Genomic DNA, 26,828 nt, shown 5'->3' with positions numbered 1-26,828 from the left:
ACCTCTCCGGCCACGCGGACGTGGAGAGATCGATGGATCGAGAAGCACTGAAACGGACTTACAGCCTGAATGAGCCGGCGTCCCCGGACGACATTGCATCCCATCAGGCCGAAGCCTCATACAGGCTGCCTTCCGACTACGAGGCCTTTCTTCGCGTCTCCAACGGCCTCTACACAGATGGACGCCTCGCGCTTCTCGAACTCGAGGCGATATACGGACGCAATGCCGATTATGAGGTGCAGGAGTATCTGCCAGGCTATGTCATGATCGGCGATGACAGCGGCGGGACTGCGCTGGTGATGAAGGCGGGAGATAGCGCCGTTTACGAGGTCGGCATGGGAAGCATGGACATCGAGTCGATGGAGAAATCGGCCGCCTCGCTCGAACAGCTTCTCGTTGAATGCGGCGGAAAGACCTTGCGGGAGAGACGCTAGGCCTGTTCGCGGCTTCGTGGCGCGGCGAGGTAAATGAACGCACCAACGCCCGCAAGCAGCGTGGCGGCTCCCAGGCTGGCCCAAAACTGATTGGGTCCCGTATCAAACGGGTTGCACGCGTCAAAACATGCGAGGCCTCCTAGCTGGATGTAGTCGAATCCGAAGCCAAGCCAGATCGTGCCCAGGCCGATCGCCAGAACTCCGAACGTGGCGACTAGGTTACGCATGTCCTCTCCAGCAGCTGTCCAAACAAAAGCGCCGGGCTCGTCGCCCGGCGCTTTCAATTCGTCGCCAAATGTTACGCCGTTGCGGGCGCGTCGTCCTTCTTGCGCTCGGAGTAGATGTAGAGCGGGCGAATATCCTTGCCGCGCACCACTTCTTCCGAGATCACCACTTCCTCGACGCCTTCGAGCGACGGGAGGTCATACATGGTGTCCAGCAGGATGGCTTCCATGATCGAGCGGAGGCCGCGGGCGCCGGTCTTGCGCTCGATGGCCTTTTCCGCGATCGCCTTGAGAGCGTCCTCGTGGAAGGTCAGTTCGACTTCTTCCATCTGGAACAGGCGCTGGTACTGACGCACCAGGGCGTTCTTGGGGGCGGTCAGGATTTCGATCAGCGCGGCGATATCGAGGTCTTCAAGGGTCGCCAGCACTGGCAGGCGGCCGATGAATTCCGGGATCAGGCCGAAGCGGACCAGATCTTCCGGCGCGACATCAGCAAGGATCTGGCCGACGCGACGGTCGTTGGGGTCCTTGACGGTGGCGCCAAAGCCGATGCCCGAGCCCTCGCCGCGTGCCGAGATGATCTTCTCGAGACCGGCAAAGGCACCGCCGCAGATGAACAAGATATTGGTCGTGTCCACCTGCAGGAATTCCTGCTGCGGGTGCTTGCGGCCGCCCTGGGGCGGAACGGAAGCCACGGTGCCTTCCATGATCTTCAGCAGGGCCTGCTGCACGCCTTCGCCCGAGACGTCGCGGGTGATCGACGGATTGTCGGACTTGCGGGAAATCTTGTCGACTTCGTCGATGTAGACGATGCCGCGCTGAGCCTTTTCCACGTTGTAGTCAGCAGACTGCAACAATTTCAGGATAATGTTTTCCACGTCCTCGCCGACATAGCCGGCTTCGGTCAACGTGGTCGCATCGGCCATGGTGAAAGGCACGTCGAGAATGCGGGCCAGGGTCTGGGCCAGCAGCGTCTTGCCCGAACCGGTCGGCCCGATCAGCAGGATATTCGACTTGGAAAGTTCGATATCCTGGTTCTTGGACGAGTGGTGCAGGCGCTTGTAGTGGTTGTGGACGGCCACGGACAGCACGCGCTTGGCGCGGAACTGGCCGATGACGTAGTCGTCGAGCACCTTGCAGATCTCGGCAGGTGTCGGCACGCCATCGGAGGACTTGACCATAGAGGTCTTGTTCTCTTCGCGGATGATGTCCATGCACAGTTCGACGCATTCATCACAGATGAACACGGTCGGACCGGCGATCAGCTTGCGAACCTCGTGCTGGGATTTCCCGCAGAACGAGCAGTAAAGCGTGTTCTTTGAGGTTTCGCCGTTCGTTGTCTCTTTGGACATCCTGTCACTCCCGGGGGCAGAGCGCCCCCAAACCAAGCGTATCCTTAACGGTAAACGCTCGAGCCTAAAGAAAGTCTAAGCCGCACCGATCCTAAAGACCGATGCGGCTAGGTGCAATTGCGTGGACATCACAGTCCACGGCGCATCTGCAATGTGCTTAACGCCGGTCAATCAGCTCGTCGCATCGGGGACAACACGCTTGTCCCAGACATTGTCGATGAGGCCAAAGGTCTTGGCTTCTTCGGCGGAGAGGAAATTGTCACGCTCCAGGGCGCGCTCGATTTCCTCGTAGGTACGGCCCGTATGCTTCTCATAAATCTGATTAAGACGCCGCTTCAAACCCTCGACTTCCTTGGCATGAATCAGGATATCGGTAACCTGACCCTGGAAGCCGCCGGAAGGCTGGTGAACCATGACGCGCGAGTTGGGAAGGGCCGTGCGCATGCCCGCCTCACCCGATGCCAGCAGCAGCGAACCCATCGAGGCCGCCTGCCCCATGACCATGGTGCCGACCGGTGCGCGGATGAACTGCATGGTGTCGTAGATGCTGAGACCTGCTGTCACCACGCCGCCGGGCGAGTTGATGTAGAGGGAGATTTCCTTTTTCGGATTCTCCGATTCGAGAAACAGCAACTGCGCCACGATGAGCGAGGCCATGTTGTCCTCGACCACACCGGTGACGAAAATGATGCGCTCGCGCAAAAGGCGCGAATAGATGTCGAAAGCGCGTTCACCGCGGTTGGATTGCTCCACCACCATCGGAACGAGCGTGTTCATGTAAACTTCGTGCGGATCCCGCATGTGATGCCCCTTTGCTGCCGGGTCGGACCGGGCTAGCCGTAGTCGGTTGAAACATGCTTCCCGCACTCGGACATCCGGAGCCCGGGACCATGTCGAAAATCGAATCGGCAACTGGCCGATTGCAGACGATGCCGCCTTAACGCGCGGTAAAGCCACAGATAGGCGGCATTGGGGCGGGCTTCAATAGCTGCCTTGCGCCATGTGACGGAAGGGTGAATGACGCTTTGCCACGTCTACCCACCGTCGCCCGCGTGCGGAGGGCGATGTCCGGTGCTAGGCCGAGAAGCTGACCGCTACGCCCTTCTTCTTGAAATAGGACTGCATGATCTTGCGGCCCTGGCGGTTGGACTGAGCCAGCTTGGCCGGCTCGAACACGGCTTCCTTGGCGCCTTCCCGGGTCATCGCGGCCTTGAGGGCGGCGATGTGGAGATCAAGGTCTTCGTTATCGTTCTTGATCGACGTGTAGATGTTGTCGATGGCTTGGCTCAGGGTCAGGTCGCTCATGCAAAAATCCTCAGTCGCGTCTTGCCGCCTTCAAGACATCATTGATAGGCACTTGCCAAGCCCCTTTGCCAGTTGCGGTGCCGCCATGACCATCACGATCCGCCCTGCCCGCCCCGACGACCGCGACGAGATCACGCGTCTGCACGTGACGCTGAGCCAGTCGACCTATGCCCACATCCTGCCCGCCACCTTCCTGGCCGACGTGATGCCGGGCGAGAAGGTCGCGCTATGGTCGGAGCGCCTCGCCACGGCGCCCGATCCCGAAAAGCTCTCGATCATGGTTGCCGAGGAGCCCGGTGCCGGGCGACTGGCCGGGTTTGCGTGTTTCGTATTCGACGCCGAGGACCAGTGGGGCGCCTATCTGCACAACCTCTACGTATCGGCGGATTACCAGGGCCGGGGTCTGGCGCGCCGGCTGCTGCAGGCGGCGCTGGCGACGTTCCCGCCGAGCTTTGCGCACGGACCTCTGTCGCTCTGCGCGCTGGAAGACAACAAACCGGCGCGGCGGCTCTATGATCGGCTCGGCGGTACGGTCTCCGAGCGTGACCTCACCGACGGTTCCGGCCATCCGCCCGTCGGCTTCGTCCGCTACACCTGGCTGAACCGGCAGGCGCTTGAGGCGGCACTAGGGCTGTGATCGGGGCCCCTTGCACGCCTTGGCCAAAGCCTTATTGGTTGAACTGATTTTCATTTCAGTCCGACGATTATGGCCGCCATTATCCAGCTCAAGCCGATCACCGATGTTCCCGACCACCGCCGCGCCAGCGCCGACCCGCGCGATCCGGTGTTCTTCCAGAACCCTTACGCCTTCTATGACCGTTTGCATGCGACGGATCCGACCTTCTTCTGGGAAGAGTATGGCCATTGGTGCTTTGCCGGCTTCAAGGAGGTCAGCGCCCTGCTCCGCGACAAGCGGTTCGGCCGCGAGATTCTGCATGTGGCGACGCGCGAAGAGCTCGGCATGCCCGAGCCCAAGGCGCATACGGCAGCGTTCGACCTGACCGAGAAGTATTCGCTGCTCAACCTCGAGCCGCCCGGTCACACGCGGCTGCGCATGCTGGTCAACCGGGCCTTCGTGTCGCGGCATGTCGAGCAATTGCGACCGCGCATAGTCAAGCTTGCCAACGAGATGATCGATCAGTTCGAGGGCCAGGATAGCGTCGATCTCATCAAGGCTTTCGCCGCCCCTATTCCTGCCATCGTCATTGCCGAAATGATCGGCTTGCCGTCCGAGAGCGCCCCGCAATTGCTGGCCTGGTCGAACCGCATGGTGGCCATGTATATGTTCGGCGTCAGCCACGAGACCGAGCTCGACGCCAACCAGGCGTCGCAGGACTTCATGGACTATCTGCGTTCGGTCATCGCCGAGCGCCGCAAGCAGCCGCGCGAAGACCTGCTCACCCACATGCTGACTTCCGAGCAAGGCGGCGAGCGGCTGAGCGACGATGAAGTCATGTCCACGGCCATCCTGCTGCTCAATGCCGGGCACGAAGCGACGGTCCACACCACCGGCAATGGCGTCAAATCCATCCTCGAAAGCGGTATCGATCCGGTTACGCTTTTTGCCAGCGAGGAGCAGACGGCGGCCACGGCCGAGGAATGCCTGCGCTTCGATGCGCCGCTGCATATGTTCACGCGCTACGCGCTTTCCGACCTGGAATTCGGGGGCGTGCAGCTACGCAAGGGCGACGTGGTCGGGATGCTGCTGGGCGCGGCCAACCGCGATCCGTCGCGCTTCGCCAATGCCAACACATTCGACCCGTTCCGGACCGACGGGGCCAATGTGAGCTTTGGCGCCGGCATCCATTTCTGCATCGGCGCACCGCTGGCGCGGATCGAGTTGCAGGTGGCGTTCAGCGAGTTGTTCCGGCGGCTGCCCAAGCTGAGGCTGGCCGAGCAGCCAAGGTACAATGACGTGTACCACTTCCACGGGCTGGAGCGGCTGATGGTGAGCTGGAGCTAGGAGGAGGCCTTGGGTCGAGACGTCCGAGCACTCTTCTTCTGGTGCGCCTTGCTGGCTGGCCTGGCTGGCGGCGCCTTCTGGTATTGGTCGAACCCCGCCCTGACATGCGCGCGCATCGGCGGCGAGTGGATGGCCGCGACGTCGCTGTGCTGGTGCGACGGCATTCCGGCCGCAATCTGAGCCAGCACGCGGCCTAACAGTGCGGAGAGCTCGCTGGCGCACCGCCCGCCGCGCGTCACCTTCGGGTCGAAGCCTGCCCCACCCTGCCGGACGTCACCCTCGGGCTTGACCCGAGGGGTCTTCACTTGACGATTTCAGAAGGAAGTACAGAGCCCTCGGGTCAAGCCCGAGGGTGACGATCGCGGGAAGCGTAGACGTCGGCGGCTGACTGCCCGCCCTTCAACCCGTCTGCCAGGTTGCGTGGCTGAGAAAGCTCAGCCGATAGCCATCCTGTGCGCAGGACGCGTTGTAGATGGTGAAGCCAGCCAGCGTGTTGTACGTCCATTCCTGCCGATAGTTGCCGCGCTTGGGACGGTAGGCGGCTACGGCATGGCCGTTATGGCCCATGGCGCGCACCTCAAGACCCTGGCGCTCGTATTTGTGCACCAGGAACTTGGCGGGCTGACCAAAGTAGACATTGGTGCCGCCAGGGGCCTCGATGATCTGCTCGCCGTCGCCCGGCTGCCAGGTTGCGGCATAGCTATCGCCGGAGGCGCCATAGCGGTCGATGGCCACGATCCTCAGGCCCAGGTCCCGATAATAGCGGTTCCACGACAGCAAGCCGAACCAGTCCATGCTCCAGCGGCTGTACTGTGCGCCGGTATCGCCGGTCCAGGTCCAGGTCGCATTGAAGTTGCCATGACGGCGGTTGAACGAGGTGACGCGGAAGCCGGCATGAAACAGCTCGGTATCCTTGGCGATGAATTCCTGTTCACTGGACGTAATCTGCCAGTAGTAGCCTGCACGCATCGGCGCGAAGACCACCGACCACGGCTCCAGCAGGCGCCCTGAGCCCATCAGGTCGATCGGCCGGTATTTGAGTTCGCTGCGGCCGGCGATCAGGGCGGCGAGTTGCTCGTATGAAGCGATGTTGGTGTAGAAGTGCGTATCGCCGTCGTCCTTGATCCACAGACCATGCAGCGCCGTCGCCACACCGAAACTGCGGGGCTGCATGGCGTGGTCTTTCGCATCGGCAACGGCTTGAGCGATATCTGCCGCGGCGGCCTCGACGTGGCGCTCCAATTGTTCGGCGGTGATTGTTCCCTTGGCCTCGGTGCCGGTTCCGAGCATGGGTTGCATATCGGCGCGACTGAGCTTGCCGCCAGCGTTCGTCTTACCTTCGACCTTGCGGGCCATCGCATTCCTCCTTGTGTGGAGGAGAAAGTGTAGGCCGCCCCCGGCCGGCGGCCATCGTTCAAATGGATGAGCCGCTAGAGACTTGCCAGCACGCCCGGCACCAGCAGCGGCAGGTCTTCGCTGATCAGTCCCGGCCCGCCAAAACGGTTGGCGGCTTCGGCGTGGAGCCAGACGGCGGCGCAGGCGGCTTCCCAACCGGGCATGCCCTGCCCCGCCAGACCCGCAATCATGCCGGCGAGGACATCGCCAGAGCCAGCGGTGCCCAGCCACGCCGGGGCATTGGCATTGATGGCGATGCGGCCATCGGGGCTGGCGATGACGGTATCGCTGCCCTTGAGCACGATGATGGCCCCTGAATGCTGGGCGGCGGCGAGGGCCTTGTCCGGTTTGCCGCCGGGGACATCGCCGAACAGGCGCTGAAACTCGCCCTCATGTGGGGTCATAACCACAGGACGTGCCGGACTGGCCTTGATGACGTCGAACAGTTCAGTCGCCCTGCCGGCGAAGCTGGTGAGTGCGTCGGCGTCGAGCACGGTTGCGGCGCCCGATGCCAGCACGGCGAGCACGCTCTGCCGCGTCTGGTCGCCGACGCCGGCGGCCGGGCCGATGACCGCCGCATTCATCCGCTTGTCTGACAGCAATTCGGCGAGCGCAGCGGTGTCTTCGGCCGGTTTGAGCATGACGGCGGTGACATGCGCCGCGTGCACTGCCAGTGCCGCCTCGGAGCCCGTCAGCGATACGACGCCCGCGCCAACCCGGAATGCGCCCATGGCGGCGAGGCGGGCAGCGCCGGTCTGCAGCGGCCCGCCCGAGACGACTACGACATGGCCGCGATCGAACTTGTTGCCGGCATTGCTCGCCACCGGCACCGACCAGAGCGTGGGCGTATTCTGCCAGGCTTTGGCGTCGATGACGTCGAGCACGGCGGCGGAAATGCCGATATCGGCCAGGACCACTTCACCGCACTGGTCGCGGCCGGGCTGCAGCAGGTGTCCGGGTTTGAGGCGGAAGAAGGTCACGGTCATATCGGCGATCATGGCCGTACCGCGGACGGCACCCGTGGCGCCATCGATGCCGCTGGGCGTATCGATGCTGACAACGGGGCGCGTGCTGGAATTGACTGCATTGATGATGGCAGCGTAGTCGCCCTCGACATCGCGATCGAGCCCGGCGCCGAGCAGCGCATCGACCACCAGATCGGCATCCTCGATGTCCTGCTGGGTCGGCGCGGCGACGCGGCCGGTCCATTGCTCGGCCATGGCGGCGGCGTCGCCCTTGAGGGTGGCGCGGTCGCCAATCAGGCGCAGCTGCACCGGCCAGCCCTTCTGCTTGAGCAGGCGGGCGACCACGAAACCGTCGCCGCCATTATTGCCCGGGCCGCACAGCACCAGCACCGAGCGCTGGTAGTAGCGCTCCATGATGGCCTCGGCCACGGCTTTGCCGGCCGCCTCCATCAGCTTGAGCGACTTGGTACCCGCCTGAACGGCAAGACGGTCGGCCTCGCCCATTTGGCGCGGGGTGAGCAGGATATCGGCATTGGCGGCGGTCATGGGTGATCCTGGTCAGCGTAGAGCGAACATCCACAAACAAAAAGCCGCCCATTTCTGGGCGGCTTCAAAGCTTTGGTCAGAACACCTTAGTGGTGGTGCTCTTCCGGAACCTCATCCTCGTCAGCCTGGATCAGCTTGGCGAGTTCGGCGCGGGTCATCTTCTTGTCGGTGATCTTGCCCTGCTCGGCGACAAAGTCGACAACCTTGTTCTCAAAGATGGGGGCGCGGAGACCGGCGAGAGCCTGCGGGTTCTTGCGGTAGTAGTCGTAGACCTGCTGTTCCTGGCCGGGGAAGCGGCGCACTTCGGCGATCAGCGCCTGCTGGTGCTCTTCCTCGGTCACGTTCACGTCGTTCTTGTTGCCGATCTCGGCGACCACGAGGCCCAGGCGCACGCGGCGCTCGGCAATCTTGCGGTACTGTTCCTTGGCGGCTTCCTCGGTGGTGCCTTCGTCTTCGAAGGAACGGCCGTGGCTTTCGACTTCGTGCTGCACGCGGCTCCAGATGGTCGCGAATTCGGCCTCGACCAGCTGAGCCGGGACGTCGAACTTGTGCCCATCGTCGAGCGCGTCCAGGATCTGGCGCTTCATGTGCTGGCGGCTCATCGAGGCAAGAGCGGCTTCCATCTGGGTCTTGACGGCGCCGCGCATGGCTTCGACGTTCTCGACACCGAGGCGCTTGGCGAACTCGTCGTCCAGCTCGCCCTGGTTCGGGCCATCGACATGCAGGATGGTGACTTCGAACTGGGCCTTTTTACCGGCCAGCTCTTCGCTCTGGTAATCCTTGGGGAAGGTGACGTCGATCTCGCGGGTCTCGCCCTTCTTCATGCCGACGAGCTGCTCTTCGAAGCCCGGGATGAACTCGCCCGAGCCAACGGTCAGGTGAGCGTGGTCGGAGGTGCCGCCATCGAAGGGCTTGCCCTTGATCTTGCCAACAAAGCTCAGGCCGAGACGGTCGCCGGTCTCGACGACGCCTTCGTCGCCCTTGTCGGTATAGCCGCGGTTCTGGGCGAACACGCGGTTGACTTCGGCGTCCAGCTCTTCGTCGGAGACTTCGACGACAGGCTTGTTCAGCTTGATGCCATCGAGCTTCATCAGCTCGACCGGCGGCAGCACTTCATATTCGACTTCGAAGGCCAGGTCGGCCTTGCCGTCGAGCACGTCGTTGATCACGGCCTGATCGTCGGGCAGATCGACCTTGGGCTGGGCGGCGGCGCGCTCGTTGCGGCCATCGAGCGTGTCGGAGACGGTGGAGTTGATGGCGTCGGTCATGACTTCCGACATGGCCGAGCGGCCGAACATCTTCTTGATGTGCGCCAGCGGCACTTTACCGGGACGGAAGCCCTTGATGTTGGCCTGGCCCTTGAGCTCTTCGAGCTTGGCGCCAAGGCGCTCGTTGAGGGCGGCGGCCGGAATGGTGACGCTCAACTTGCGCTTCAGGCCTTCGTTGAGGGTTTCGGTAACCTGCATTCGGTTCAATCCCGTATTCATTGATCTAAGGGCCAAGTCCTGTAGTGGTGCGGGTGAGAGGACTCGAACCTCCACGCCTTGCGGCGCTGGAACCTAAATCCAGTGCGTCTACCAGTTCCGCCACACCCGCAAAAGGACCCGTTGGCCGGGTTGGCGTTGCATCTATATGAAGAAGGAAAGCCAGTCAAAGCCTAGCTTGGCGATTTGAGTGGTATTGGAAGGGCGGCTGCATCAATCCGTCGGCGCTGAGATCAACAAGACTGGGAGGCATGAAGTGGATTCCGGTTTGAGGTGGCAGAGGGTCTGGAACGCCATGCATGTGACTTACCGGGTCCTGAAGCCCGTCATGTTCCTGCTGAAGGCCTCTATCTTTGTTGGCTTGCTAGCTGTCGCGGGATTTGTGGTCATGCTCTTTCACTCAGCGCCGACCTGACAGGCGCCGGACCGACCGCTAGCTCGGCGATTTGGAGGGAATGGCGAACACCGTCGTGATCAGCCCCTCCACCACCACGAACAGCACTGCCGTCTCGAATGGCTCTGGCCCCAGCCCATGGATCAGCTCGTGGTCGATGACCTTGTAGCCGTCCACGATCCGGTTCAGCAGCTCCTAGCTTGGCGATTTGAGTGGTATTAGGAAGCCCCTGCCCTGAGGCCGTAACACGTTTGAAGGTGTGCGCATGAGCCAACCCTTTTCCGCGTATGTGATTTGCGGCACGCCGCGCTCGGGCAGTACGCTGTTGTGCGAGATGCTGGCGGCGAGCGGCGTGGCCGGTCGTCCGCATTCGTTCTATCGTCAGCAGAGCATCACCCATTGGGCGGATCGATGGGGTGTCGACTATGCCGGTGGCGTCGATACGCGAGACTTCGATCAACGCTATCTGACCGCCATGCTGCGGGAGGGTACGACTAGGACGGGTGTCTTTGGTATTCGGATCATGTGGGGCAGCGTTGCCGAGGCGTCGATGCGGTTGGAGCGAGCCCAGGGTGGGAATACGGATGTTGCCGAACGATTTGCACAGGCATTCGGCCCGACGCTCTACATTCACCTGACCCGTAACAATAAGGTTGCGCAAGCCGTGTCGCTGCTGCGGGCTGAGCGAAGCGGGCTTTGGCACCTGTCAGCGGATGGATCGGTGCTTGAGGGTGCCGACAAGCCCGAGGCGGTTGCCTATGATGCGGATCGGTTGGCGGCGATCGTGGCGGAGCTGGAGAGCGATGATGCGGCGTGGGAGGGATTCTTCGCCGAGCGCCAGATCAAGCCGCTTCGCCTCGTTTATGAGACGATGACCGCCGATCCGCAGAATGCGCTGGCGTCGATCCTCTCAGCGCTCGGGCGCGATCCGGCCATTGCCAGCACCGTGCCGGTCAAGACAGCGAAAATGGGTGATGCGACGAACACGGAATGGGCGGAGCGTTTCGAGCGCGAGAGACGGCCCGCCTAAGCACAAGTCTGTCTAATCCCACCGGCGTTCCCTCGGGCTTGACCGAGGGTCCCCCAGCACGGCACACGTGGCGAGAGGCCCTCGGATCAAGTCCGAGGGAAAGACAGTGGGTGTGTCGAGAAGTGGGACGCCCATTCAAATGGATGACCCACCTTACTGCTACGGCCGGTCGTCTAGCTCGCCGATTTGAACGGAATCGAAAACACCGTCTTGATCAGCCCCTGCTCCACCACGAACATGATCGCGGTTTCCACCGGCGCGTCGCTCAGGCCATGAATCAGCTCGTGGTCGATGACCGTGTTTCCCATGACGATGCGGCTGACCAGTTCGGCGCGGAGGCCGGCGTGGTTGAAGCGCTGGGTGGTGTAGAACTCGCCATAGGCGGCCTTGCCTGACAGCAGCGGTGTCATATCAGGCAGGCGGAAGCTGCGCACTTCGTCGGCAAAACAGGCGAGAAAGCGCTTCAGGTCCCGGGCATTGTAGGCGGCGAATTGCTCTTCTGCACATTCTAGTGGCGACACGGCGACCTCCAACACATGGGACTGCTAGTCTAATGCGCAAAACTTGTGCATTCTGCTTTCGAATTGATCAAATCCCGGCAACCAGCGTCGGCAACTTACCTCATCTTTGCGTGGTAACACCCTAAATTTGTTGGGTTTTCCGGGAGAATTTCGAGGTGGCACAGACCGTGCATACCGGTTGGCGGTATCCGCCCAGATAGGCAAGTGGAGGCTCAAATGAAAAAGATCGAGGCTATCGTAAAGCCGTTCAAGCTCGACGAAGTCAAAGAGGCGCTGCAGGAGGTTGGCCTGCAGGGCATCACCGTGACCGAAGCCAAGGGTTTCGGCCGGCAGAAGGGCCACACTGAACTCTATCGCGGCGCCGAATACGTCGTGGATTTCCTGCCCAAGGTGAAGGTCGAGGTCGTGTGCCCCGACGAGCTCGCCGAAAAGGCAATCGAGGCGATCCGTAACGCTGCGCAAACCGGTCGCATCGGCGATGGCAAGATCTTCGTTTACTCGATCGAGCAGGCCATCCGTATCCGCACCGGCGAATTTGGCGACGACGCGCTGTAAGAGCGTCGCGCCCGAACCTTCAACAAGCATCCGATTTAGACAGGGGAAGACCTAATGACCACCGGAGCTGACCTCCTCAAGAAGATCAAGGACGAGAACATCAAGTATCTCGACCTGCGCTTCACCGACCCGCGCGGCAAGCTGCAGCACGTCACGCTAGACGTCTCCATCGTCGATGAAGACCTGTTCGAGGAAGGTACCATGTTCGACGGTTCCTCGATCGGTGGCTGGAAGGCCATCAACGAGTCTGACATGGTGCTGATGCCAGATCCGAATTCGCACTACATGGACCCCTTCTTCGGCGCGTCCACCCTGGTTGTGAACTGCGATATTCTCGAGCCTCTGACCTACCAGCCCTACTCGCGCGATCCGCGCACCACGGCCAAGAAGGCCGAGGCCTTCCTTAACGCATCGGGCATTGGCGACACGGTCGTGTTCGGCGCCGAGCCGGAATTCTTCATGTTCGACGACGTGAAGTACTCCAACACCCCGTTCAAGGTTGGCTTCGAGGTCGACCATCCGGAACTGCCGTCCAACAACGACACCGCCTATGAAGCCGGCAATAATGGCCACCATATCGGTCTCAAGAAGGGCTACTTCCCGGTTCCGCCGCTGGATAGCGCGCAGGACATCCGTGGCGAAATGCTGGCTGCCATGGCCGATATGGGCGTGGTCGTCGAAAAGCACCACCACGAAGTGGCTTCGGCCCAGCACGAACTCGGCATCAAGTTTGCGCCGATGATCAAGGCTGCCGACGACGTACAGATCTACAAGTACGTTATCCACCAGGTCGCCAATGCCTATGGCAAGACCGTGACCTTCATGCCGAAGCCGATCTTCGGCGACAACGGCTCGGGCATGCACTGCCACCAGTCGATCTGGAAGGACGGCAAGCCGCTGTTCGCCGGCGACCAGTATGCAGGCCTGTCGATGGACGCGCTGTACTACATCGGCGGTATCATCAAGCATGCCAAGGCGATCAACGCCTTCACCAACCCGACCACCAACAGCTACAAGCGCCTGGTGCCCGGCTTCGAAGCCCCGGTTCTGCTGGCCTACTCGGCTCGTAACCGTTCGGCCTCCTGCCGTATCCCCTTCGGCCAGTCGCCGAAGTCCAAGCGCATCGAGATCCGTTTCCCCGATCCGCTGGCGAACCCCTACCTGTCGTTCTCGGCCATGCTGATGGCTGGCCTCGACGGCATCAAGAACAAGATCCACCCCGGCGATCCGATGGACAAGGATCTGTACGAGCTGCCGCGCCAGGAACTGATGCAGATCCCGCATGTTTGCGGCTCGCTGCGCGAAGCCCTGGGCGCACTCGACGCCGACCGCGAGTTCCTGCTCGCCGGCGGTGTGTTCGATAACGACCAGATCGACAGCTATATCGAGCTGAAGATGACCGAGGTCGTGAAGTTCGAGCAGACCCCGCACCCGGTCGAATACGAAATGTACTACTCGGCCTGATCGCCGGTAGACGTGAATGCGAAGGGCCCCCACCGGGGCCCTTTCTTTCTTATTCGGCGAGACATCCTAGTCGCCGTAGTCGGTCAGGGCGAAGAGCTCATCGGGATCGTCGGTGTCGATTTTGCGGGCCTTGAGCACGGCGACCGCGTCCTGCCACTCGGCGGGGGCGGCCAGCAATTCCTCGATCTCGTCCTGGCTCTGGGGCGCATCGAAGCGGACGGCGAAGCCGACATCGAACAGGCGCACGACGTGACCCGGCACATGGCCGATGGTGATCCTGGCGCCAACCGCGGGATGGGTATCGGCGGAAACCGCCGCGCCGGCGATCGAATAATCGACCACCAGGCACGGCACCACCATGCCGTCTTCGGTGATCAGCACCGAGCGTGGTTCGCCAGGCATGAGGCGCCGTTCGGCGCGCTTGTCGGCGACGCCGGTCCAGACGCGGTCGCGAAAGGCCTCGATCCGCATGGCGAGCGCGGTGCGTTCCATCTCGGTAGCGTCGAGATCGACCACGAAGCCATCGACCACATGGCGCGAGATGCGGCCATGCAGGGTGCCGAACGGACTGAAGGACGCGGTGACCTCGTCGCCCACGCGGCCCACGACGGGCGCGGCGGCGACGAATGAAGTTGGTGACACCGATCGCAACCGGCAGGCGAAGACGTTGATGCCCAGCATGCTGGTGCGGCTGCCCAGAACGTAGCGTCCGGTCACGGCGCCGACATGAAGTTCTTTGCTGTTCGCATCACCTATAGTCACTACTACCCCCTCAGATTGTGGCAACCATCGCCCCAGAATAATAGATCGACATGAATGCCGCGTTTATATTCCCGCGGAGAATTTTATCGTTTCTGTAAAGAAGCCTTCAGCGCCCGCCTTTACTCCAGCGGTGGCGCCATCAGCGCCTCCAGTTGATCGAACGGCTGGATCTGGATGAATTGCATGGCAAAGCCCACATCGAGGCATCGCACCACCCGGCCGACCAGCTTGCCGACGGCAAGGGCCGTGCCGGGCGCCGGCCAGTACTGCGCGGAGACGGCAATGCCGGACTGCGAGATGTCGATGACGAAGCATGGCAGACGCAGGCCGTCGGCAGTTGTGATCACCGTCCTCGGATCGCGTGGCAGGATGCGTTTGTGCTCGCGCCGGTCCGGAACCTGGTCATGCACGCGCTTCTTCTGCCAGGAAATCTTGCCGCCCAGCTTGTCGCGCTCCGCGTTGGAAAGCATGAGGTCCATGGCAAAGCCGGAATTGAGGGTCCGCAGGATGCGCCCGCGCAGGATGCCGAACTCGTCGAAATGGGCGGTGACGATCTCGCCGGCCTTGCCAATCGCCGGGCCGACCACCACCGCCAGCCGCGTGGAAATCGAACAGAGCCGGCAGGCATAGACCGCCACCTTGCCGTCTGCGTCTTCACGTCTGTCGGATAATGCGTATCGCCCGGGTACCGCTCCGATGAAGCGCACGTCGTGCCAGTCATAGGCTGAGCGCGGCGAAGCTTCGCCTGCAATGAAGTCCAGCGACACGGGTCCCCCCACCCATTTCGTTCGGATCGCGCAGGAAAGATACGGAGCAAGGTCTTAAGGATTTCTTCTTGGCCGGGAGGACGGTGCTGAAGCCGCAATCGGGCGGCCTCAGCCTTTTCGTAAGGAGAGATTCAGGCCGTCACTCCTGCCAGCGGAAGTTTGTTGGTCTGGCCCGCGAGCGGGAGCGCGCGTTCGTCGAGCCCGGCGAATGGCTCGCGCCATGCCGCCAGCTCATTCAAGCGCCCGTGCCACTTGACGATATTTTCGTAACCTACGACGGGTAACAGAGCGGGCCCAGCGAATGGAAGCACCGTAGCCACGCGGAAGTCGGCATAGGTCAGCCCTCCTCCCACCAGCCAATCCCGCTGCGCAAGGACATTGTCGAGGATGCGGGCCAAGCGATGGAAGTCATCTTCAGCAGACGCCAAGGCGCGCTGATCGGGAGCACGGTCCATATAGCGCCGCACGATTATGTTCTCGAAATAGAAGGTGTCGCCTGCGCGGGTGAAATGATGGGCGCTCCAGCTGACCCACTGCATTATCGCCGCGGCATGTTCATCCGGCCAGAAGCCGGAATCGGCCAGTTTTGCGAGCCGCAGCACGATGGCGTCGGTCTCCCAAAGGCTGTTGCCATTCTCCACCAGTATCGGCGCAAGGGTGTTGGGGTTCATGGGCCGGCAAGCTTCGCGATCGGCTCCCATCGGCTCAAACCGCACATAGCGCATCGGCAAGGCCAGATGGCGGGCGGCGGCAACGGCGACGCGGGGATTGAGGTTGTGCGTGTAATAGAGGGTCAGGTCGGTCATGACAGTTCTCCAGTGATGGGTACCGGATGGTCGAAGCGGCGATACCGTTTTCGACAGAGCGACTCGACTTTTTCGGTAACCGCGGACCGAGTTCAGCCCGGCTGCATCGCCAGACGCTGTTCCAGACCTTCCAGAGGCTGGATGCTGGTGAATTCCACAGCGAAGCCCACATCGAGCCGGCGAACCACGCGACCGACGAGCGCGCCGACCGCAAGGGGGGTACCCCTGCCCGGCAGGACTGCTGCCGAGACGGCTGCGCCCGATTGGGAGATATCGATGACAAAGCAGGAATGCAGGGTGCCGTCCGCCATGGTCAGCACCGACCGCGGCTGGCGCGGCAGGATGCGAGGATACTCGCGCTTGTCGGGCGCCTGCTTCTGGGTATTGGTCTTCTTCCAGCGGATCTTGGCCGCCAGCTTGCCGCGGCTATCATCGTCGAGGAGCAGGTCGACGGCAAAGCCCGTGGGTAGTGCTCGGGCCACCTGGGCCCGCAGGATGCCGAAATCCTTAAAATGCATCACCACGATCTCGCCCTCCTGGGCGAGGACCGGAGCGACGACAACGGCCTGCACGGTCGAAATGGACACCAGCCGGCAGGCGTAGACGGGAATGGCCTCGCCATCCTCGCCACGCCGCTCCGACAGGGCATAACAGCCGTTCAACGCCCCGATGTACCGGACATCGTCGGGGCGTCGGCTTTTCGGTGCCGCTGCTGGCTGTTGCATAATCACGGAAATGACTAGAGCCCTCCACCGGCTCTAATGATTAGCGCTAACTCCTAAATACTTTCTCTATCGGCAAGACTACGGACATTCTCAACAGTAGAGTTTTCGATCATGTCTGTTCTTCGGCCATGGTGACAAAGAAACCTTCGGGATTGTCGACCTCCTTGATGCGCTTGCCGTCGATCAGCAGGAACCGGTTGCCCAGCCCCCGGACGAAACTGCGATCATGTGAGACCAGAATACAGGTCGCACCATGCGCCAGGATTTCGTCCTCCAGCCGTTCCTGGCCGGGAATGTCGACATGGTTGGTGGGCTCGTCGAGCAGGTAGAAATTGGGCTCGAGCAAGCGAAGCGCCAGCAGGCCGAGCCGGGCGCGCTGGCCGAAGGACAGCTCCGATATCGGCCGCTCCTGCTTTTCCACGGCAAAACCGGCCGCCGCCAGCAGGCTCTTGCTGCGTTGATCGCCCTCGTCGAACTCCCCGGTGATGTAATCGAGTGGCGAGCGCTTGTCGGGCAGGAAGCTCATGGCTTGGTCGATATAGCCGGGCACAACCTGCGGACTGACGCGAATGCCGGGCGTGTCCGTGCCGGTCATGGCGCGATGCAGCAACCCCATGAACTGCGACTTGCCGGTACCATTGCGGCCCAGGATCACCAGGCGGTCACCCTGGAAGATGTGCAGCTTGTCGATGCGGAACAGCTTGTCGCCGGCAGGCGTCGTCACGTCGCGGTTCTCGATCGCCACCAACACTTTCGCCTGGGCCCCGCTATTGCCGAGCCTGATCTCGCCACTGCGCTCCTTGTGGACGGAGAGCACCGCCGTCTCGATTTTCTCGGCCCGCTCACGCAGGTATTTCGACTTCACCACCAGCAGGTCGCTGCCTGAATTGATGCCGATATTGGTCAGCTTGGCAGCCTGTTTGCGCAGGCGGCTGACCTCCTTGAGGTCTTTCTCACGCTTGGCCTCTGCGGCCTCGTCAGCCTCTTTCAGCGCCACCCGCGCCTTGCTGTAGGGCAGCGCGAAATAGTGTGAGGTATCGGGTCGCAGGAACAGCGTGCGATTGGTGGTGGCGTCGAGGAACTGCCGATCGTGGCTGGCGATGACCACCGGAATGTTCCGAGCGGCCTGGTTGATCCAGTTTTCGAGCTGGTAGAGCTTGCCGAGATCGAGGTGGTTGGTTGGCTCGTCCAGCAGCAGGGCATCGGGTTGCAGCACCCAGCAGCGCGCGATGAGCGCAATGCGTTGCCAGCCGCCGCTGAGTTCGGTCAGCTTGCGGTTACGCATCGCATCGGGCGTCTCGAACTCATCGAGCACGACATCGACACGCCAGCTATCGGTTTCGCGGTCGGCTATCGGAAGGGCCTCGAGCACCGCGTCGTAGAGCGTCAGGCCCATGCTTTTGGGCGGCATGTCTTGCTCGACATAACCGACCTGGAGGCCGCGCGAGCGGATGATGTCGCCCGAAGTTAGTTCCCCCTGCCCGGCCATGGCGCGCAATAGCGTGGTCTTGCCACGGCCATTGCCGGCGACCAGGCCGACGCGGTCGCCGTAGCCGATAACGAAGTTGAGGTTGGAAAAGAGCGTGTCGGTGGCCACAAGGCCGGCATTACGGAGGCTGATCGAGCCCATTTTGATCTCACTGGTACGGCGCCGAATCGCGGGCGCCAAATGCCATCAGACGGCGGTCAGGGACCGCCACGAAGGGCAAACCAGAATGGGGGATAGCGAGAAGCGTCCGTACCAGTACCTGGTCAGCCCTGCAGCTTGTGCCGCAGGGCCTGGACGGGGCCACACTGACGATGATGTTCGAACACGATCATGCAGCCCTCCTCTCAGCCTGGTGTTTTTGGGCTGACGGCAGGCATAGCCAAAGCCAGCAACAAAATCAATTCGCTGCCATCCATATGAATGATGTGCGTCGCGCGATCGCAAGGCAGTTTGGCTGCGGACCCACGTTTTCGGTGATTGCATGTCAAACGGACTAAAGTGCTCGTTCGGCGCAGGGGCCACGCTCCTGCATCTATTTGTGGCCTCGGTGTTTGTCGGATTGGCCAGCCAGCCCGCCATTGCGCAGGCCGTGAACTGCACGACGAACGACTATCCAGGCGGCCCCATAGTTTCCCAGGCGTGGCTCACATGCGGCACCAATGCCCAGGCTGGACCAGGCAGTGTCTCGGTCGGGCCCTATGCCGGCTACATTCTTGGCGGTCAAACGGGCGAGAACAGCGCCTATTTCGGCAGCAGCGCCGGTTCCCAGAGCACGGGAAACTTCAATACGGCGACAGGTTTTGATGCCTTTCGGAGTTCTGCCGGCAACGGCAACACAGCCACCGGGCACCAGGCCGGCGTGGATGTCAGCGGCGACGGCAACACCGCCAGTGGCAATATGGCCGGGCAGGACGTGACCGGCCACAACAATACCGCCACCGGCTCCCTCGCCGGCAACGTGGTGACCGGCAATAACAATGTGGCGGTCGGCGTTGCCGCCGGCCAGGTCGTGAATGGCAACGATAATGTCGGCGTCGGCGCGACCGCGGGTGCAGCAGTGACCGGCAGTAACAATGCTGCCTTTGGCAAGGAAAGCGGGTTCAGCGTCACCGGCGACAATAATGCAGCTTATGGCGCCAATGCCGGGAAGTCCGTGACCGGCAGCAACAACGTGGCGATGGGCAGCGCCGCCGGACTCAACGTGACCGGCAGCGGCAACACGGCCATTGGTGCCGGGGCGGGCCAGGCATTCTCGGTGAACAATACCACTTCGCTCGGCGCCGGCGCCCAGGCCGTCCGCGACAATCAGATGGCGCTGGGTACGACCGCCAACACCTACACGATGGCCGGCATCAAAAGTGCGGCGAGCACGGCGGCGCAGTCCGGCCCGACGTACCTAGCGACCACCGACGCCAACGGTAACATGGCCGCTACGGCTTTCAGCACGGAAGAGCTTGTCGCCACCGTTGGGCAGAGCACGGCCACCAACATCGCGCAGGACGCGAGCATCGCCATTCTTGCCGATGGACTTGTCGACAACACCAATGCCATCGCCGACCTCGACGGCCGTGTCGGTGCCCTCGAGAATAACAGTGCGGCCTTGTCCAACCAGATCTCGGAGGTCCGCACCGAGGCCCGCCAGGGCATCGCGGCGGCCATCGCGATGGCCAATCCCGGCATGCCGTCGGCGCCCGGCAAGACGAGTTGGGCGACCAATGTCGGCTACTTCAAGGGCGCCGTGGCGTTCGGTGGATCGCTCATGTACCGGTTCGACACCCCTGCCCCGACAGCGCTGAGCTTGGGATATTCCTATGGCGGCGGCGATTCCCACGCCGCGCGGATGGGGCTGCAGGGCGAGTTCTGATGCGGTTTGGCGTGTCCATCGCCGCTGCCGCCCTGGTCATTACTGGCGGTTGGTTGCTGCCGTCGGAGCTCGGCCGCGTTTGGGCGCAGACCGAAGAAGCCGCGCCGCCTGCCGATCCGGTTCCAGCCGATATCGATCGCAATGGGGTGCTGATCCTAGTGCGCACTGCGCTGCTGGCGCTCGACCAGGCCAACAAGACCGGCAATTACACCGTGTTGCGGGACCTAGGCTCACCCGGCTTTCAGGCCAACTCGGCAGCGCAATTGGGTGAAATATTCGCCAGCCAACGCGCCAGCGGTCTCGATCTGGCCGGCGTGGCCGTGCTGGAGCCGCAATTGACAGTGCTGCCGCAAGTTCGAGCGGATGGCATGCTGCGTATGGCAGGGTTCTTCCCGTCGGTGCCGACGCAGGTCAATTTCGACCTGCTGTTCGCTCCCACCAACCGGCAATGGCGGCTATTCGGCATTTCGATCAATCTGACACAGGGTGGCCCGATTGCGCCCGAAAGCGCTGCTGGGCCCGTCGAACCGGTAGCCGAGGAGCCACCGGTCGCACCGACGCCGATGGTGCGCGCGCGACCGCCCGAAGAAATCACGCAGCCCTAGGCGAGATAGAAGAAAGCGGAGACCAGGAGAAGCGCCCCAATACGCGGGACGGAGAGCTTGGCCAGCCGGTACGCAATACCTGAAAACCCGGCTTGCGGCCAAACACCGTTAGCAACCGAACCGGCCGGGACCTGATACGCAGAACGAAGATCCCTGACGGCTCGCATACGGCAACTCCAGACAAAAACCGTATGTCACTGGTTCTAACAGCGCGCGTTTAAGAAAGTGCTTTCAAGAAGCAAACGGAACGTAAATGCAGCGCCCGAACTTGGGACGGTTTTGTCTCGATCAGGCCCGCTAATTGGCGGCGCGGAGCCTCTGGCGGCCTTCGATCTCGCCCGTGCAGTAGTTGAAATCGAGCAGATAGACCCAGCCGTCGCGGCTGGCGCGGACCTGGATGTGCTTCTCGTTGGGCACGTTGAGCGCGATATCGGCGTAGCCGCGGCTGGCGATGGTGTCGCGGATCTGGCGATCCGTCATGCAGAGAAACGGCTCGGGATTGTCAGGGTAGAAGTCGGACCGTTCATCACCGAAGAAGATGCCGAAATTGAGCGACTGAGACTGCGCGGGCGCCGTGGCGCCCGCTCCGATCAGCAACGCCGCCAGCAGGACGGCTGCGAACTTTGTCATAGTTCACTCCTTGGACGCTGGAGCGTCACTAGTTCCCGAAATTGAACTCGAGGCCAAACCCGCCATCCCATCCGCCGTTGACGCGACGGATCGGGCGAATACGGTTGACCTCACCGCTGCACTTGTCAACGCGCATGGAATAGAGCCAGTTGCGATAGACGGCGCGGACTTCGACGCGGTCGCGGCCCAGGTCGCGGGTGATCTCCACGCGGCTCCAGCCATAGGCGGCGATGCCGCGGCGGACTTCGCGATTGGTCAGGCAGCGATAGTAGTAGTCGTCATCCCAGCCGCCATCGGGGTAATATTCGCCCGGCGCAAACGTGCCGGAACGTTCGGCGCCGGCTCCTGGGGCGGCAGCCGCGCCGGGAACGTCGAGGCTGAAGCCGCTCGGTGCGTCCTGCGCCATGGCAGGCGCAGCGCTCAGCGCGGTGGCGCCGAGGGCGAGAGCAATAACGGCCGCACGCGTAACGGTCTTGATCTGTGTGCTGATGAGGTTCATTGCGAGAGGTCCTTGGCAAAGAGGGTGGCTGAATGTCGCCTTTGCACCATTGATATCGCGCGCGAGTTGAACCGGGCCGCAACCGGCCGTTCAGCTGCCGTTCAGGTTTGTGGGGAAACCAAGGCTCGCGCGCTTGTCCTGCCCCGTGCCGGACGGCGCGTCGGGTATGATACAAGGCGGAATCGCCCGATTCGGGCGTTAGAAACGGAACGTGGATGTCACAGGCAGAAGACCTTTTCGGCGGCGGGGATCAGCCCGAGCGCCCGCGCCCTCAGCCGGAGGCGCCCAAATCCGCCGCCAAGGCCGCGAGCGTGCCCGGGTCATATTCGGCTGCGGATATCGAGGTGCTGGAGGGGCTCGAGCCCGTTCGTCGACGGCCCGGCATGTATATCGGCGGCACCGATTCCAATGCGCTGCATCACCTGTTCGCCGAAGTCATCGACAATTCCATGGACGAGGCCATAGCCGGCCACGCCACCCGCATCGAGGTGCATCTTGGCGCGGACGGTTTCATCACAGTGTCCGACAATGGCCGCGGCATTCCAGTAGAGAACCACCCCAAATATCCGGGGCGATCGACGCTCGAAATCGTCCATACCGTGCTTCATGCCGGTGGCAAGTTCGACTCCAAGGCCTACGAGACCTCGGGCGGTCTTCATGGCGTAGGCGTTTCGGTGGTGAATGCGCTGTCAGATAGCCTCATCGTCGAAGTGGCGCGTGAACAGCAGCTTCACCGCCTGACCTTCTCGCGCGGCAAGCCGCTGGGCGAGATCGAGGCGCTGGGCCGGGTGCAGAACCGCCGCGGCACCACCACCCGCTTCCATCCCGACCCGCAGATTTTCGGCGAGCTCGCGCATTTCTCGGCGGCCCGCCTTTACCGCATGACGCGGGCCAAGGCGTACCTCTTCGCCGGCGTCGAACTACGCTGGAGCTGCGACGAGTCGCTGGTGACGGAAGATGCGCCGGCCAAGGCGGTGTTCCACTATCCCGACGGCCTCAAGGACTTCCTGACGGCGCGTGTCGAGGGCGAAACGCGCATCGTCGATGAGCTGTTTACCGGCAGCCACGGCAAGGCCGGCACCCATGGTGCGGTCGAATGGGCGATCGGTTGGACGCTGGGCGATGGCGGCGTTTCGTCATACTGCAATACCGTGCCGACGCCGGATGGAGGCACCCATGAAGCGGGTTTGCGCACCGCCCTGCTCCGCGGACTCAAAAACTATGCCGAGCTGACCAAGAACAAGCAGGCGGCGATCCTGACCGCCGACGACGTCTTCGCCCATTGCAGCGCCATGCTGTCCGTCTTCGTGCGCGAGCCGGAATTCGTGGGCCAGACCAAGGACAAGCTGGCCTCGGGCGAAGCGACACGCATCGTCGATACCGCCTTGCGCGATGCGTTCGACCACTGGCTGGCCGCCTCGCCCAACCAGGCAGGCAAGCTCATGGATTGGGCGATCGAGCGTGCCGAGGAACGGCTGCGCCGTCGCAAGGAAAAGGAAATCGACCGCGCCAGCGCCACGCGCAAGCTGCGCCTGCCCGGCAAGCTGGCGGACTGCACGCAGACGGCGGCACAGGGCGCTGAACTGTTCATCGTCGAGGGCGACTCGGCCGGTGGCAGCGCCAAGCAGGCGCGCAACCGCTCCAGCCAGGCCGTGTTGCCGCTGCGCGGCAAGATCCTCAACGTAGCCGGCGCCAGCCGCGAGAAGATGCAGGCGAGTCAGCTGATCTCCGACCTGATCCAGGCGCTGGGCTGCGGCACGCGCGACCGCTATCGCGAAGATGACCTGCGCTACGACAAGATCATTATCATGACCGACGCCGACGTGGACGGTGCCCATATCGCATCGCTGCTGATGACCTTCTTCTTCCAGGAAATGCCCAAGCTGATCGATGGCGGGCATCTCTATCTGGCGCTGCCGCCGCTCTATCGCATTACCCAGGGCGGCAAGACGCTCTACGCACGCGATGATGCCCACAAGGAAGAACTGATGGCGACCGAGTTCACCGGCAAGGGCAAGGTCGACATGACCCGCTTCAAGGGCCTTGGCGAAATGCCGTTCGCGCATCTGCGTGAAACCACCATGTCGCCCAAGAGCCGGACGCTGCTGCAGGTGAAGGTCCGCGATGACCTCGATGCGACCCGGGTCAGCGTCGATCGCCTTATGGGTACCAAGCCCGAGGCGCGCTTCGATTTCATCCAGGAAAATGCCGCATTCGTGACTGATCTGGATATCTGACGCATGCGGGACCCCCTGCCTGACTGTCAGGCGGGGTGGTGACGATGATTACTAGGCGAGGCGTACTGAAGCTTCTTGGCGCCGGCCTGATGGCAGGGCTTGCCGCCGTCGCCTATCCGTTCGTCGAAGTGTTCGGGCGCCCGCGCATCACGCGCTATGCCTTCACGCCGCGCAACTGGACGCCGGGACTTAATCTCCGCATTGCCGTGATCGCCGATCTGCACGCTTGCGAACCCTGGATGGACGCTGCACGGATCGAGGGCATCTGTGGCGACGCGCAGGCGCTTGGCGCCGACCTGATCCTCCTGCTCGGCGACTACATCACTGGCATGGACCGTGCGGCCGACGAGATACCTGCATCCGACTGGGCAACTGCCCTGGCAAGGCTGAGCGCTCCCCTGGGCTTACACGCCATCGCCGGCAACCACGACTATTGGGAGGATGACCGCTTCCAGCGTGGCGAAACGAGTGAGCCCGCGGCGCTCGAAGCGCTCCGCAATGCCGGCATTCCCGTCTATCGCAACCAATCGATCCGTCTTGAAAAGGACGGCCATGCCTTTTGGCTCGCCGGTCTCGACGACCAGCTCGCGTTCCTGCCGGGCAGCCGCTACGGCCGTGCCCGCTTGTCCGGGCTCGATGATATCGATGCGACGCTGGCAACGGTCACGGACTCGGCACCTATCCTGTTGATGGCTCACGAGCCTGACGCCTTTGCCTTTGGCGTTGTGCCCGACCGCGTCAGCCTCACTCTCTCCGGTCACACCCATGGCGGCCAGATCAGCCTTTTCGGCTGGCGCCCATGGGCGGCGTCGGCCGGGTCTCGGCATTACCCTGCCGGATACTACAACGTCGACGGCCGCGAATTGATCGTTTCTCGCGGGCTGGGGTGTTCCGTCGTTCCGGTCCGGCTTGGCAACTGGCCGGAGGTCGTACTCCTCGAACTTGGCGCCTGAGACAAGCGGCCCAATTAAGCCTATCAACCGCAAGACCGTTGACAGACAAGGCCTTTAGGCTATGGTCCGCGCCGCTGGAGCATTTCCGGTTGGACGGCTGGGTATCGACAAGCCGCCTCTGCTGAATGTGCCTCAGGGCTGCACTGTCGTTCCTGCACTTGCTGCATCCCGTCAGGTGGCCGCTCCGGTTGTGGACGCGTTTGCGTGTTTGCCTTCCCAGTCCACACCCGACGATCCCGGCGCACCGTTCGAATGTCTCGAACCGGAACTGGCCCCGGTAGCACTATTCATGTGGATTTGCAGATTTGACTGACGATTTTTCCGGGCTTGGCCTTTCAACCAAAGTAACCGACGCGGTGACATCCGCCGGATACACCAAGCCGACCGAGATCCAGGCGCAGGCGATCCCCCACCTTCTGCAAAAGAAGGACCTGATCGGCATTGCCCAGACAGGTACAGGCAAGACGGCATCGTTTGTGCTGCCCATGCTGACGCTTCTCGAAAACGGACGCGCCCGCGCGCGCATGCCACGCACGCTCATTCTTGAGCCGACGCGCGAACTCGCAGCGCAGGTGTCCGAGAACTTCGAGAAGTACGGCAAGAACCATCGCATCACCATGGCGCTGATCATCGGCGGCGTGTCGTTCGAAGACCAGAACAAGAAGCTCGATCGCGGCGTTGACGTGCTGATCGCGACTCCAGGCCGTCTGCTTGATCAGATCGACCGTGGCAAGATCATGCTGAATGGCGTCGAAATCCTCGTCATCGACGAAGCCGACCGCATGCTGGACATGGGCTTTATCGACGATATCGAGAAGATTTGCTCGCGCCTGCCGCCCCGCCGCCAGACCATGCTGTTCTCGGCGACCATGGACGCCCAGATCGAGCGGCTCACCAAGAAGTTCCTCAAGGACCCGGTGCATGTGCAGGTTTCGCGCGCCGCATCGACTGCCGACACGATCGACCAGAAGCTGATCAAGGTGTCGTCGAAGCCCGAGGACAAGCGCGCCGCCTTGCGCGACCACATTCGTGGCGCGACCGGGCTGACCAACGCGATCATCTTCTGCAACCGCAAGCGCGATGTTGCCACCCTGGCACGCTCGCTGGAGCGTCACGGCTTCAGCGCCGGTGCGCTGCATGGCGATATGGACCAGAAGAGCCGCACGGAGACGCTCGACGCGTTCAAGAACAATCGGCTGACTCTGCTTGTTGCGAGCGACGTGGCTGCCCGCGGCCTCGATATTCCGGCCGTGAGCCATGTGTTCAACTTCGACGTTCCGGTGCATGCCGAAGATTACGTGCACCGCATTGGCCGCACCGGCCGCGCGGGTCGCTTGGGCGTGGCCTATACGCTGGTTGGGCCAGCCGATGGCAAGCATCTCGATGCGATCCTGAAGCTGACGCAGAAGCCGATCGAATATCTGGAAACCAGCGCTCGGCCAGCCGCTCCAGCGACTGCCGACGCCGGTGAAGAGCGCCCTGCCCGTCCAGCGCGCAGCCGTCGCGGTGGCGCCCGCACGCGGCCCCAGGCCGAGACGGCTGCCGTTGCCGTTGAAGCCGCAGAGCCCGCCAGCGAAGCACCGGTGGCACCCAAGCCGCAGCGTCAAAGCGAGCCACGCCAACCGCGTGACGAGGCTAAGCCGCAGCGTAGCCGGTCGCGCCGTCCAGCCGAAACCAGGGAGCCCGAATCGGAGGAGGTCAGCAATTCGCCATTCGGCAATGACGGTCCGATCCCCGCGTTTCTACTACGTCCAACGCGCATCGCCAGCTAACCCAAAGTCAATTTGGCTGTGAAGCCAGTCGCTTTATTGCAGCCTCGTAGTTGTGTTCATTAACTATGGGGCTGTATCTAAGGATTG

Annotated in this window: 28 protein-coding genes and 1 tRNA gene; 12 read left to right on the top strand and 17 right to left on the bottom strand. The window is 62.5% G+C overall.

Features of this window, described 5'->3' with window-relative positions:
- The first annotated feature begins 32 nt into the window (after nt 1-32).
- A complete protein-coding gene (locus MF606_RS09440) occupies nt 33-434 on the top strand; it encodes an SMI1/KNR4 family protein (RefSeq protein WP_240233546.1) in 402 nt (133 codons plus the stop codon).
- Here MF606_RS09440 and MF606_RS09435 read toward each other — a convergent pair.
- The 4 genes from MF606_RS09435 to MF606_RS09420 all read right to left on the bottom strand — a co-directional run bounded on the left by MF606_RS09435 (nt 431) and on the right by MF606_RS09420 (nt 3,315).
- On the bottom strand, nt 431-661 hold the full coding sequence (locus MF606_RS09435; RefSeq protein ID WP_240233545.1) for a hypothetical protein: 231 nt from the start codon (nt 659-661) through the stop codon (nt 431-433). The two genes, MF606_RS09440 and MF606_RS09435, sit on opposite strands and share 4 nt — an antisense overlap.
- A gap of 71 nt (nt 662-732) precedes the next feature.
- A complete protein-coding gene (clpX, locus tag MF606_RS09430; RefSeq protein WP_240233544.1) occupies nt 733-2,010 on the bottom strand; it encodes an ATP-dependent Clp protease ATP-binding subunit ClpX in 1,278 nt (425 codons plus the stop codon).
- Nucleotides 2,011-2,181: 171 nt separating this feature from the next.
- Nucleotides 2,182-2,811: an ATP-dependent Clp protease proteolytic subunit gene (locus tag MF606_RS09425; RefSeq protein WP_240233543.1), complete on the bottom strand. Its 630-nt coding sequence runs from the start codon at nt 2,809-2,811 to the stop codon at nt 2,182-2,184.
- Nucleotides 2,812-3,084: 273 nt separating this feature from the next.
- Nucleotides 3,085-3,315, bottom strand: a complete 231-nt coding sequence (locus MF606_RS09420; RefSeq protein WP_240233541.1) for a hypothetical protein — start codon at nt 3,313-3,315, stop codon at nt 3,085-3,087.
- Nucleotides 3,316-3,400: 85 nt separating this feature from the next.
- Between MF606_RS09420 and MF606_RS09415 the strand changes: the two genes are divergently transcribed.
- From MF606_RS09415 to MF606_RS09405, 3 genes are all read left to right on the top strand, one after another.
- The gene (locus tag MF606_RS09415; protein ID WP_240233539.1) at nt 3,401-3,952 is read left to right on the top strand and encodes a GNAT family N-acetyltransferase; all 552 of its coding nucleotides are present in this window, start codon (nt 3,401-3,403) and stop codon (nt 3,950-3,952) included.
- 69 nt (nt 3,953-4,021) lie between these two features.
- Complete coding sequence (locus MF606_RS09410; protein ID WP_240233538.1) at nt 4,022-5,278, top strand: cytochrome P450; 1,257 nt, start codon at nt 4,022-4,024, stop codon at nt 5,276-5,278.
- Nucleotides 5,279-5,287: 9 nt separating this feature from the next.
- A complete protein-coding gene (locus MF606_RS09405; protein WP_240233536.1) occupies nt 5,288-5,458 on the top strand; it encodes a hypothetical protein in 171 nt (56 codons plus the stop codon).
- A 219-nt stretch (nt 5,459-5,677) separates the two neighbouring features.
- Here the strand turns inward: MF606_RS09405 and MF606_RS09400 are convergent, their stop codons facing one another.
- From MF606_RS09400 to MF606_RS09380, 5 genes are all read right to left on the bottom strand, one after another.
- Nucleotides 5,678-6,634, bottom strand: a complete 957-nt coding sequence (locus MF606_RS09400) for a hypothetical protein (protein WP_240233535.1) — start codon at nt 6,632-6,634, stop codon at nt 5,678-5,680.
- Nucleotides 6,635-6,708: 74 nt separating this feature from the next.
- Complete coding sequence (locus MF606_RS09395) at nt 6,709-8,184, bottom strand: NAD(P)H-hydrate epimerase (protein WP_240233534.1); 1,476 nt, start codon at nt 8,182-8,184, stop codon at nt 6,709-6,711.
- Nucleotides 8,185-8,270: 86 nt separating this feature from the next.
- Complete coding sequence (gene tig, locus MF606_RS09390) at nt 8,271-9,650, bottom strand: trigger factor (protein WP_240233533.1); 1,380 nt, start codon at nt 9,648-9,650, stop codon at nt 8,271-8,273.
- Nucleotides 9,651-9,695: 45 nt separating this feature from the next.
- Nucleotides 9,696-9,780 (bottom strand) — tRNA-Leu (locus MF606_RS09385).
- Between the two features lie 321 nt (nt 9,781-10,101).
- Nucleotides 10,102-10,239: a hypothetical protein gene (locus tag MF606_RS09380; RefSeq protein ID WP_240233532.1), complete on the bottom strand. Its 138-nt coding sequence runs from the start codon at nt 10,237-10,239 to the stop codon at nt 10,102-10,104.
- A gap of 88 nt (nt 10,240-10,327) precedes the next feature.
- Here MF606_RS09380 and MF606_RS09375 point away from each other — a divergent pair, with 88 nt between their 5' ends.
- Nucleotides 10,328-11,092 carry a Stf0 family sulfotransferase gene (locus tag MF606_RS09375; protein WP_240233531.1) on the top strand — a complete coding sequence of 255 codons (765 nt, stop codon included), beginning with the start codon at nt 10,328-10,330 and terminating at the stop codon, nt 11,090-11,092.
- Between the two features lie 173 nt (nt 11,093-11,265).
- On the opposite strand, the gene MF606_RS09370 is transcribed toward MF606_RS09375, so the two are convergent.
- On the bottom strand, nt 11,266-11,613 hold the full coding sequence (locus tag MF606_RS09370; RefSeq protein ID WP_240233530.1) for a nuclear transport factor 2 family protein: 348 nt from the start codon (nt 11,611-11,613) through the stop codon (nt 11,266-11,268).
- A gap of 216 nt (nt 11,614-11,829) precedes the next feature.
- Here MF606_RS09370 and MF606_RS09365 point away from each other — a divergent pair, with 216 nt between their 5' ends.
- Nucleotides 11,830-12,168 (top strand): P-II family nitrogen regulator, encoded by a 339-nt coding sequence (locus MF606_RS09365; protein WP_035079039.1) that lies wholly within the window; start codon nt 11,830-11,832, stop codon nt 12,166-12,168.
- A 54-nt stretch (nt 12,169-12,222) separates the two neighbouring features.
- On the top strand, nt 12,223-13,632 hold the full coding sequence (gene glnA, locus MF606_RS09360) for a type I glutamate--ammonia ligase (protein WP_240233529.1): 1,410 nt from the start codon (nt 12,223-12,225) through the stop codon (nt 13,630-13,632).
- 66 nt (nt 13,633-13,698) lie between these two features.
- Here the strand turns inward: glnA and MF606_RS09355 are convergent, their stop codons facing one another.
- The 5 genes from MF606_RS09355 to MF606_RS09335 all read right to left on the bottom strand — a co-directional run bounded on the left by MF606_RS09355 (nt 13,699) and on the right by MF606_RS09335 (nt 18,322).
- Nucleotides 13,699-14,394: a hypothetical protein gene (locus MF606_RS09355; protein ID WP_240233528.1), complete on the bottom strand. Its 696-nt coding sequence runs from the start codon at nt 14,392-14,394 to the stop codon at nt 13,699-13,701.
- Nucleotides 14,395-14,513: 119 nt separating this feature from the next.
- Nucleotides 14,514-15,161 carry a PilZ domain-containing protein gene (locus MF606_RS09350; RefSeq protein ID WP_240233526.1) on the bottom strand — a complete coding sequence of 216 codons (648 nt, stop codon included), beginning with the start codon at nt 15,159-15,161 and terminating at the stop codon, nt 14,514-14,516.
- Nucleotides 15,162-15,292: 131 nt separating this feature from the next.
- Entirely contained in the window at nt 15,293-15,967 is a 675-nt protein-coding gene (locus MF606_RS09345) for a glutathione S-transferase family protein (protein ID WP_240233525.1), read from the bottom strand.
- Between the two features lie 92 nt (nt 15,968-16,059).
- The gene (locus MF606_RS09340) at nt 16,060-16,629 is read right to left on the bottom strand and encodes a PilZ domain-containing protein (RefSeq protein WP_240233523.1); all 570 of its coding nucleotides are present in this window, start codon (nt 16,627-16,629) and stop codon (nt 16,060-16,062) included.
- A 172-nt stretch (nt 16,630-16,801) separates the two neighbouring features.
- Nucleotides 16,802-18,322: an ATP-binding cassette domain-containing protein gene (locus MF606_RS09335; protein ID WP_240233522.1), complete on the bottom strand. Its 1,521-nt coding sequence runs from the start codon at nt 18,320-18,322 to the stop codon at nt 16,802-16,804.
- 340 nt (nt 18,323-18,662) lie between these two features.
- Here MF606_RS09335 and MF606_RS09330 point away from each other — a divergent pair, with 340 nt between their 5' ends.
- A complete protein-coding gene (locus MF606_RS09330) occupies nt 18,663-20,045 on the top strand; it encodes a hypothetical protein (protein ID WP_240233520.1) in 1,383 nt (460 codons plus the stop codon).
- Entirely contained in the window at nt 20,045-20,650 is a 606-nt protein-coding gene (locus MF606_RS09325) for a hypothetical protein (RefSeq protein ID WP_240233519.1), read from the top strand. Before MF606_RS09330 ends, MF606_RS09325 begins: the two co-directional genes overlap by 1 nt.
- 297 nt (nt 20,651-20,947) lie before the next feature.
- Here the strand turns inward: MF606_RS09325 and MF606_RS09320 are convergent, their stop codons facing one another.
- Both MF606_RS09320 and MF606_RS09315 read right to left on the bottom strand, forming a co-directional pair.
- Nucleotides 20,948-21,280 (bottom strand): hypothetical protein, encoded by a 333-nt coding sequence (locus MF606_RS09320; protein ID WP_240233518.1) that lies wholly within the window; start codon nt 21,278-21,280, stop codon nt 20,948-20,950.
- Between the two features lie 28 nt (nt 21,281-21,308).
- Entirely contained in the window at nt 21,309-21,779 is a 471-nt protein-coding gene (locus tag MF606_RS09315; RefSeq protein ID WP_240233517.1) for a hypothetical protein, read from the bottom strand.
- Between the two features lie 215 nt (nt 21,780-21,994).
- Between MF606_RS09315 and parE the strand changes: the two genes are divergently transcribed.
- From parE to MF606_RS09300, 3 genes are all read left to right on the top strand, one after another.
- Nucleotides 21,995-24,016: a DNA topoisomerase IV subunit B gene (gene parE / locus MF606_RS09310; protein WP_240233516.1), complete on the top strand. Its 2,022-nt coding sequence runs from the start codon at nt 21,995-21,997 to the stop codon at nt 24,014-24,016.
- Between the two features lie 44 nt (nt 24,017-24,060).
- The gene (locus MF606_RS09305; RefSeq protein ID WP_240233515.1) at nt 24,061-24,969 is read left to right on the top strand and encodes a metallophosphoesterase; all 909 of its coding nucleotides are present in this window, start codon (nt 24,061-24,063) and stop codon (nt 24,967-24,969) included.
- 305 nt (nt 24,970-25,274) lie between these two features.
- Nucleotides 25,275-26,741, top strand: coding sequence for a DEAD/DEAH box helicase (locus MF606_RS09300; protein ID WP_240233514.1), 1,467 nt, complete (start codon nt 25,275-25,277; stop codon nt 26,739-26,741).
- The last annotated feature ends 87 nt before the right edge of the window (nt 26,742-26,828 follow it).

The sequence above is a fragment of the Devosia lacusdianchii genome, assembly GCF_022429625.1.
In the GTDB taxonomy this organism is placed as follows: domain Bacteria; phylum Pseudomonadota; class Alphaproteobacteria; order Rhizobiales; family Devosiaceae; genus Devosia; species Devosia lacusdianchii.
Note: the sequence above shows the minus strand (reverse complement) of the source record. Positions and strands in the feature narration are given on the sequence as shown.

Excerpts from the sequence above, each read along its gene's own strand:
- MF606_RS09365 (WP_035079039.1), top strand. The coding sequence starts at position 11,830 with ATGAAAAAGATCGAGGCTATCGTAAAGCCGTTCAAGCTCGACGAAGTC.
- MF606_RS09305 (WP_240233515.1), top strand. The coding sequence starts at position 24,061 with ATGATTACTAGGCGAGGCGTACTGAAGCTTCTTGGCGCCGGCCTGATG.
- MF606_RS09395 (WP_240233534.1), bottom strand. The coding sequence starts at position 8,184 with ATGACCGCCGCCAATGCCGATATCCTGCTCACCCCGCGCCAAATGGGC.
- glnA (WP_240233529.1), top strand. The coding sequence starts at position 12,223 with ATGACCACCGGAGCTGACCTCCTCAAGAAGATCAAGGACGAGAACATC.
- MF606_RS09375 (WP_240233531.1), top strand. The coding sequence starts at position 10,328 with ATGAGCCAACCCTTTTCCGCGTATGTGATTTGCGGCACGCCGCGCTCG.
- MF606_RS09325 (WP_240233519.1), top strand. The coding sequence starts at position 20,045 with ATGCGGTTTGGCGTGTCCATCGCCGCTGCCGCCCTGGTCATTACTGGC.
- MF606_RS09440 (WP_240233546.1), top strand. The coding sequence starts at position 33 with ATGGATCGAGAAGCACTGAAACGGACTTACAGCCTGAATGAGCCGGCG.
- MF606_RS09410 (WP_240233538.1), top strand. The coding sequence starts at position 4,022 with ATGGCCGCCATTATCCAGCTCAAGCCGATCACCGATGTTCCCGACCAC.
- MF606_RS09420 (WP_240233541.1), bottom strand. The coding sequence starts at position 3,315 with ATGAGCGACCTGACCCTGAGCCAAGCCATCGACAACATCTACACGTCG.
- clpX (WP_240233544.1), bottom strand. The coding sequence starts at position 2,010 with ATGTCCAAAGAGACAACGAACGGCGAAACCTCAAAGAACACGCTTTAC.
- parE (WP_240233516.1), top strand. The coding sequence starts at position 21,995 with ATGTCACAGGCAGAAGACCTTTTCGGCGGCGGGGATCAGCCCGAGCGC.
- MF606_RS09330 (WP_240233520.1), top strand. The coding sequence starts at position 18,663 with ATGTCAAACGGACTAAAGTGCTCGTTCGGCGCAGGGGCCACGCTCCTG.
- MF606_RS09345 (WP_240233525.1), bottom strand. The coding sequence starts at position 15,967 with ATGACCGACCTGACCCTCTATTACACGCACAACCTCAATCCCCGCGTC.
- MF606_RS09320 (WP_240233518.1), bottom strand. The coding sequence starts at position 21,280 with ATGACAAAGTTCGCAGCCGTCCTGCTGGCGGCGTTGCTGATCGGAGCG.
- MF606_RS09335 (WP_240233522.1), bottom strand. The coding sequence starts at position 18,322 with ATGGGCTCGATCAGCCTCCGTAATGCCGGCCTTGTGGCCACCGACACG.
- MF606_RS09425 (WP_240233543.1), bottom strand. The coding sequence starts at position 2,811 with ATGCGGGATCCGCACGAAGTTTACATGAACACGCTCGTTCCGATGGTG.
- MF606_RS09435 (WP_240233545.1), bottom strand. The coding sequence starts at position 661 with ATGCGTAACCTAGTCGCCACGTTCGGAGTTCTGGCGATCGGCCTGGGC.
- MF606_RS09315 (WP_240233517.1), bottom strand. The coding sequence starts at position 21,779 with ATGAACCTCATCAGCACACAGATCAAGACCGTTACGCGTGCGGCCGTT.
- MF606_RS09400 (WP_240233535.1), bottom strand. The coding sequence starts at position 6,634 with ATGGCCCGCAAGGTCGAAGGTAAGACGAACGCTGGCGGCAAGCTCAGT.
- MF606_RS09415 (WP_240233539.1), top strand. The coding sequence starts at position 3,401 with ATGACCATCACGATCCGCCCTGCCCGCCCCGACGACCGCGACGAGATC.
- tig (WP_240233533.1), bottom strand. The coding sequence starts at position 9,650 with ATGCAGGTTACCGAAACCCTCAACGAAGGCCTGAAGCGCAAGTTGAGC.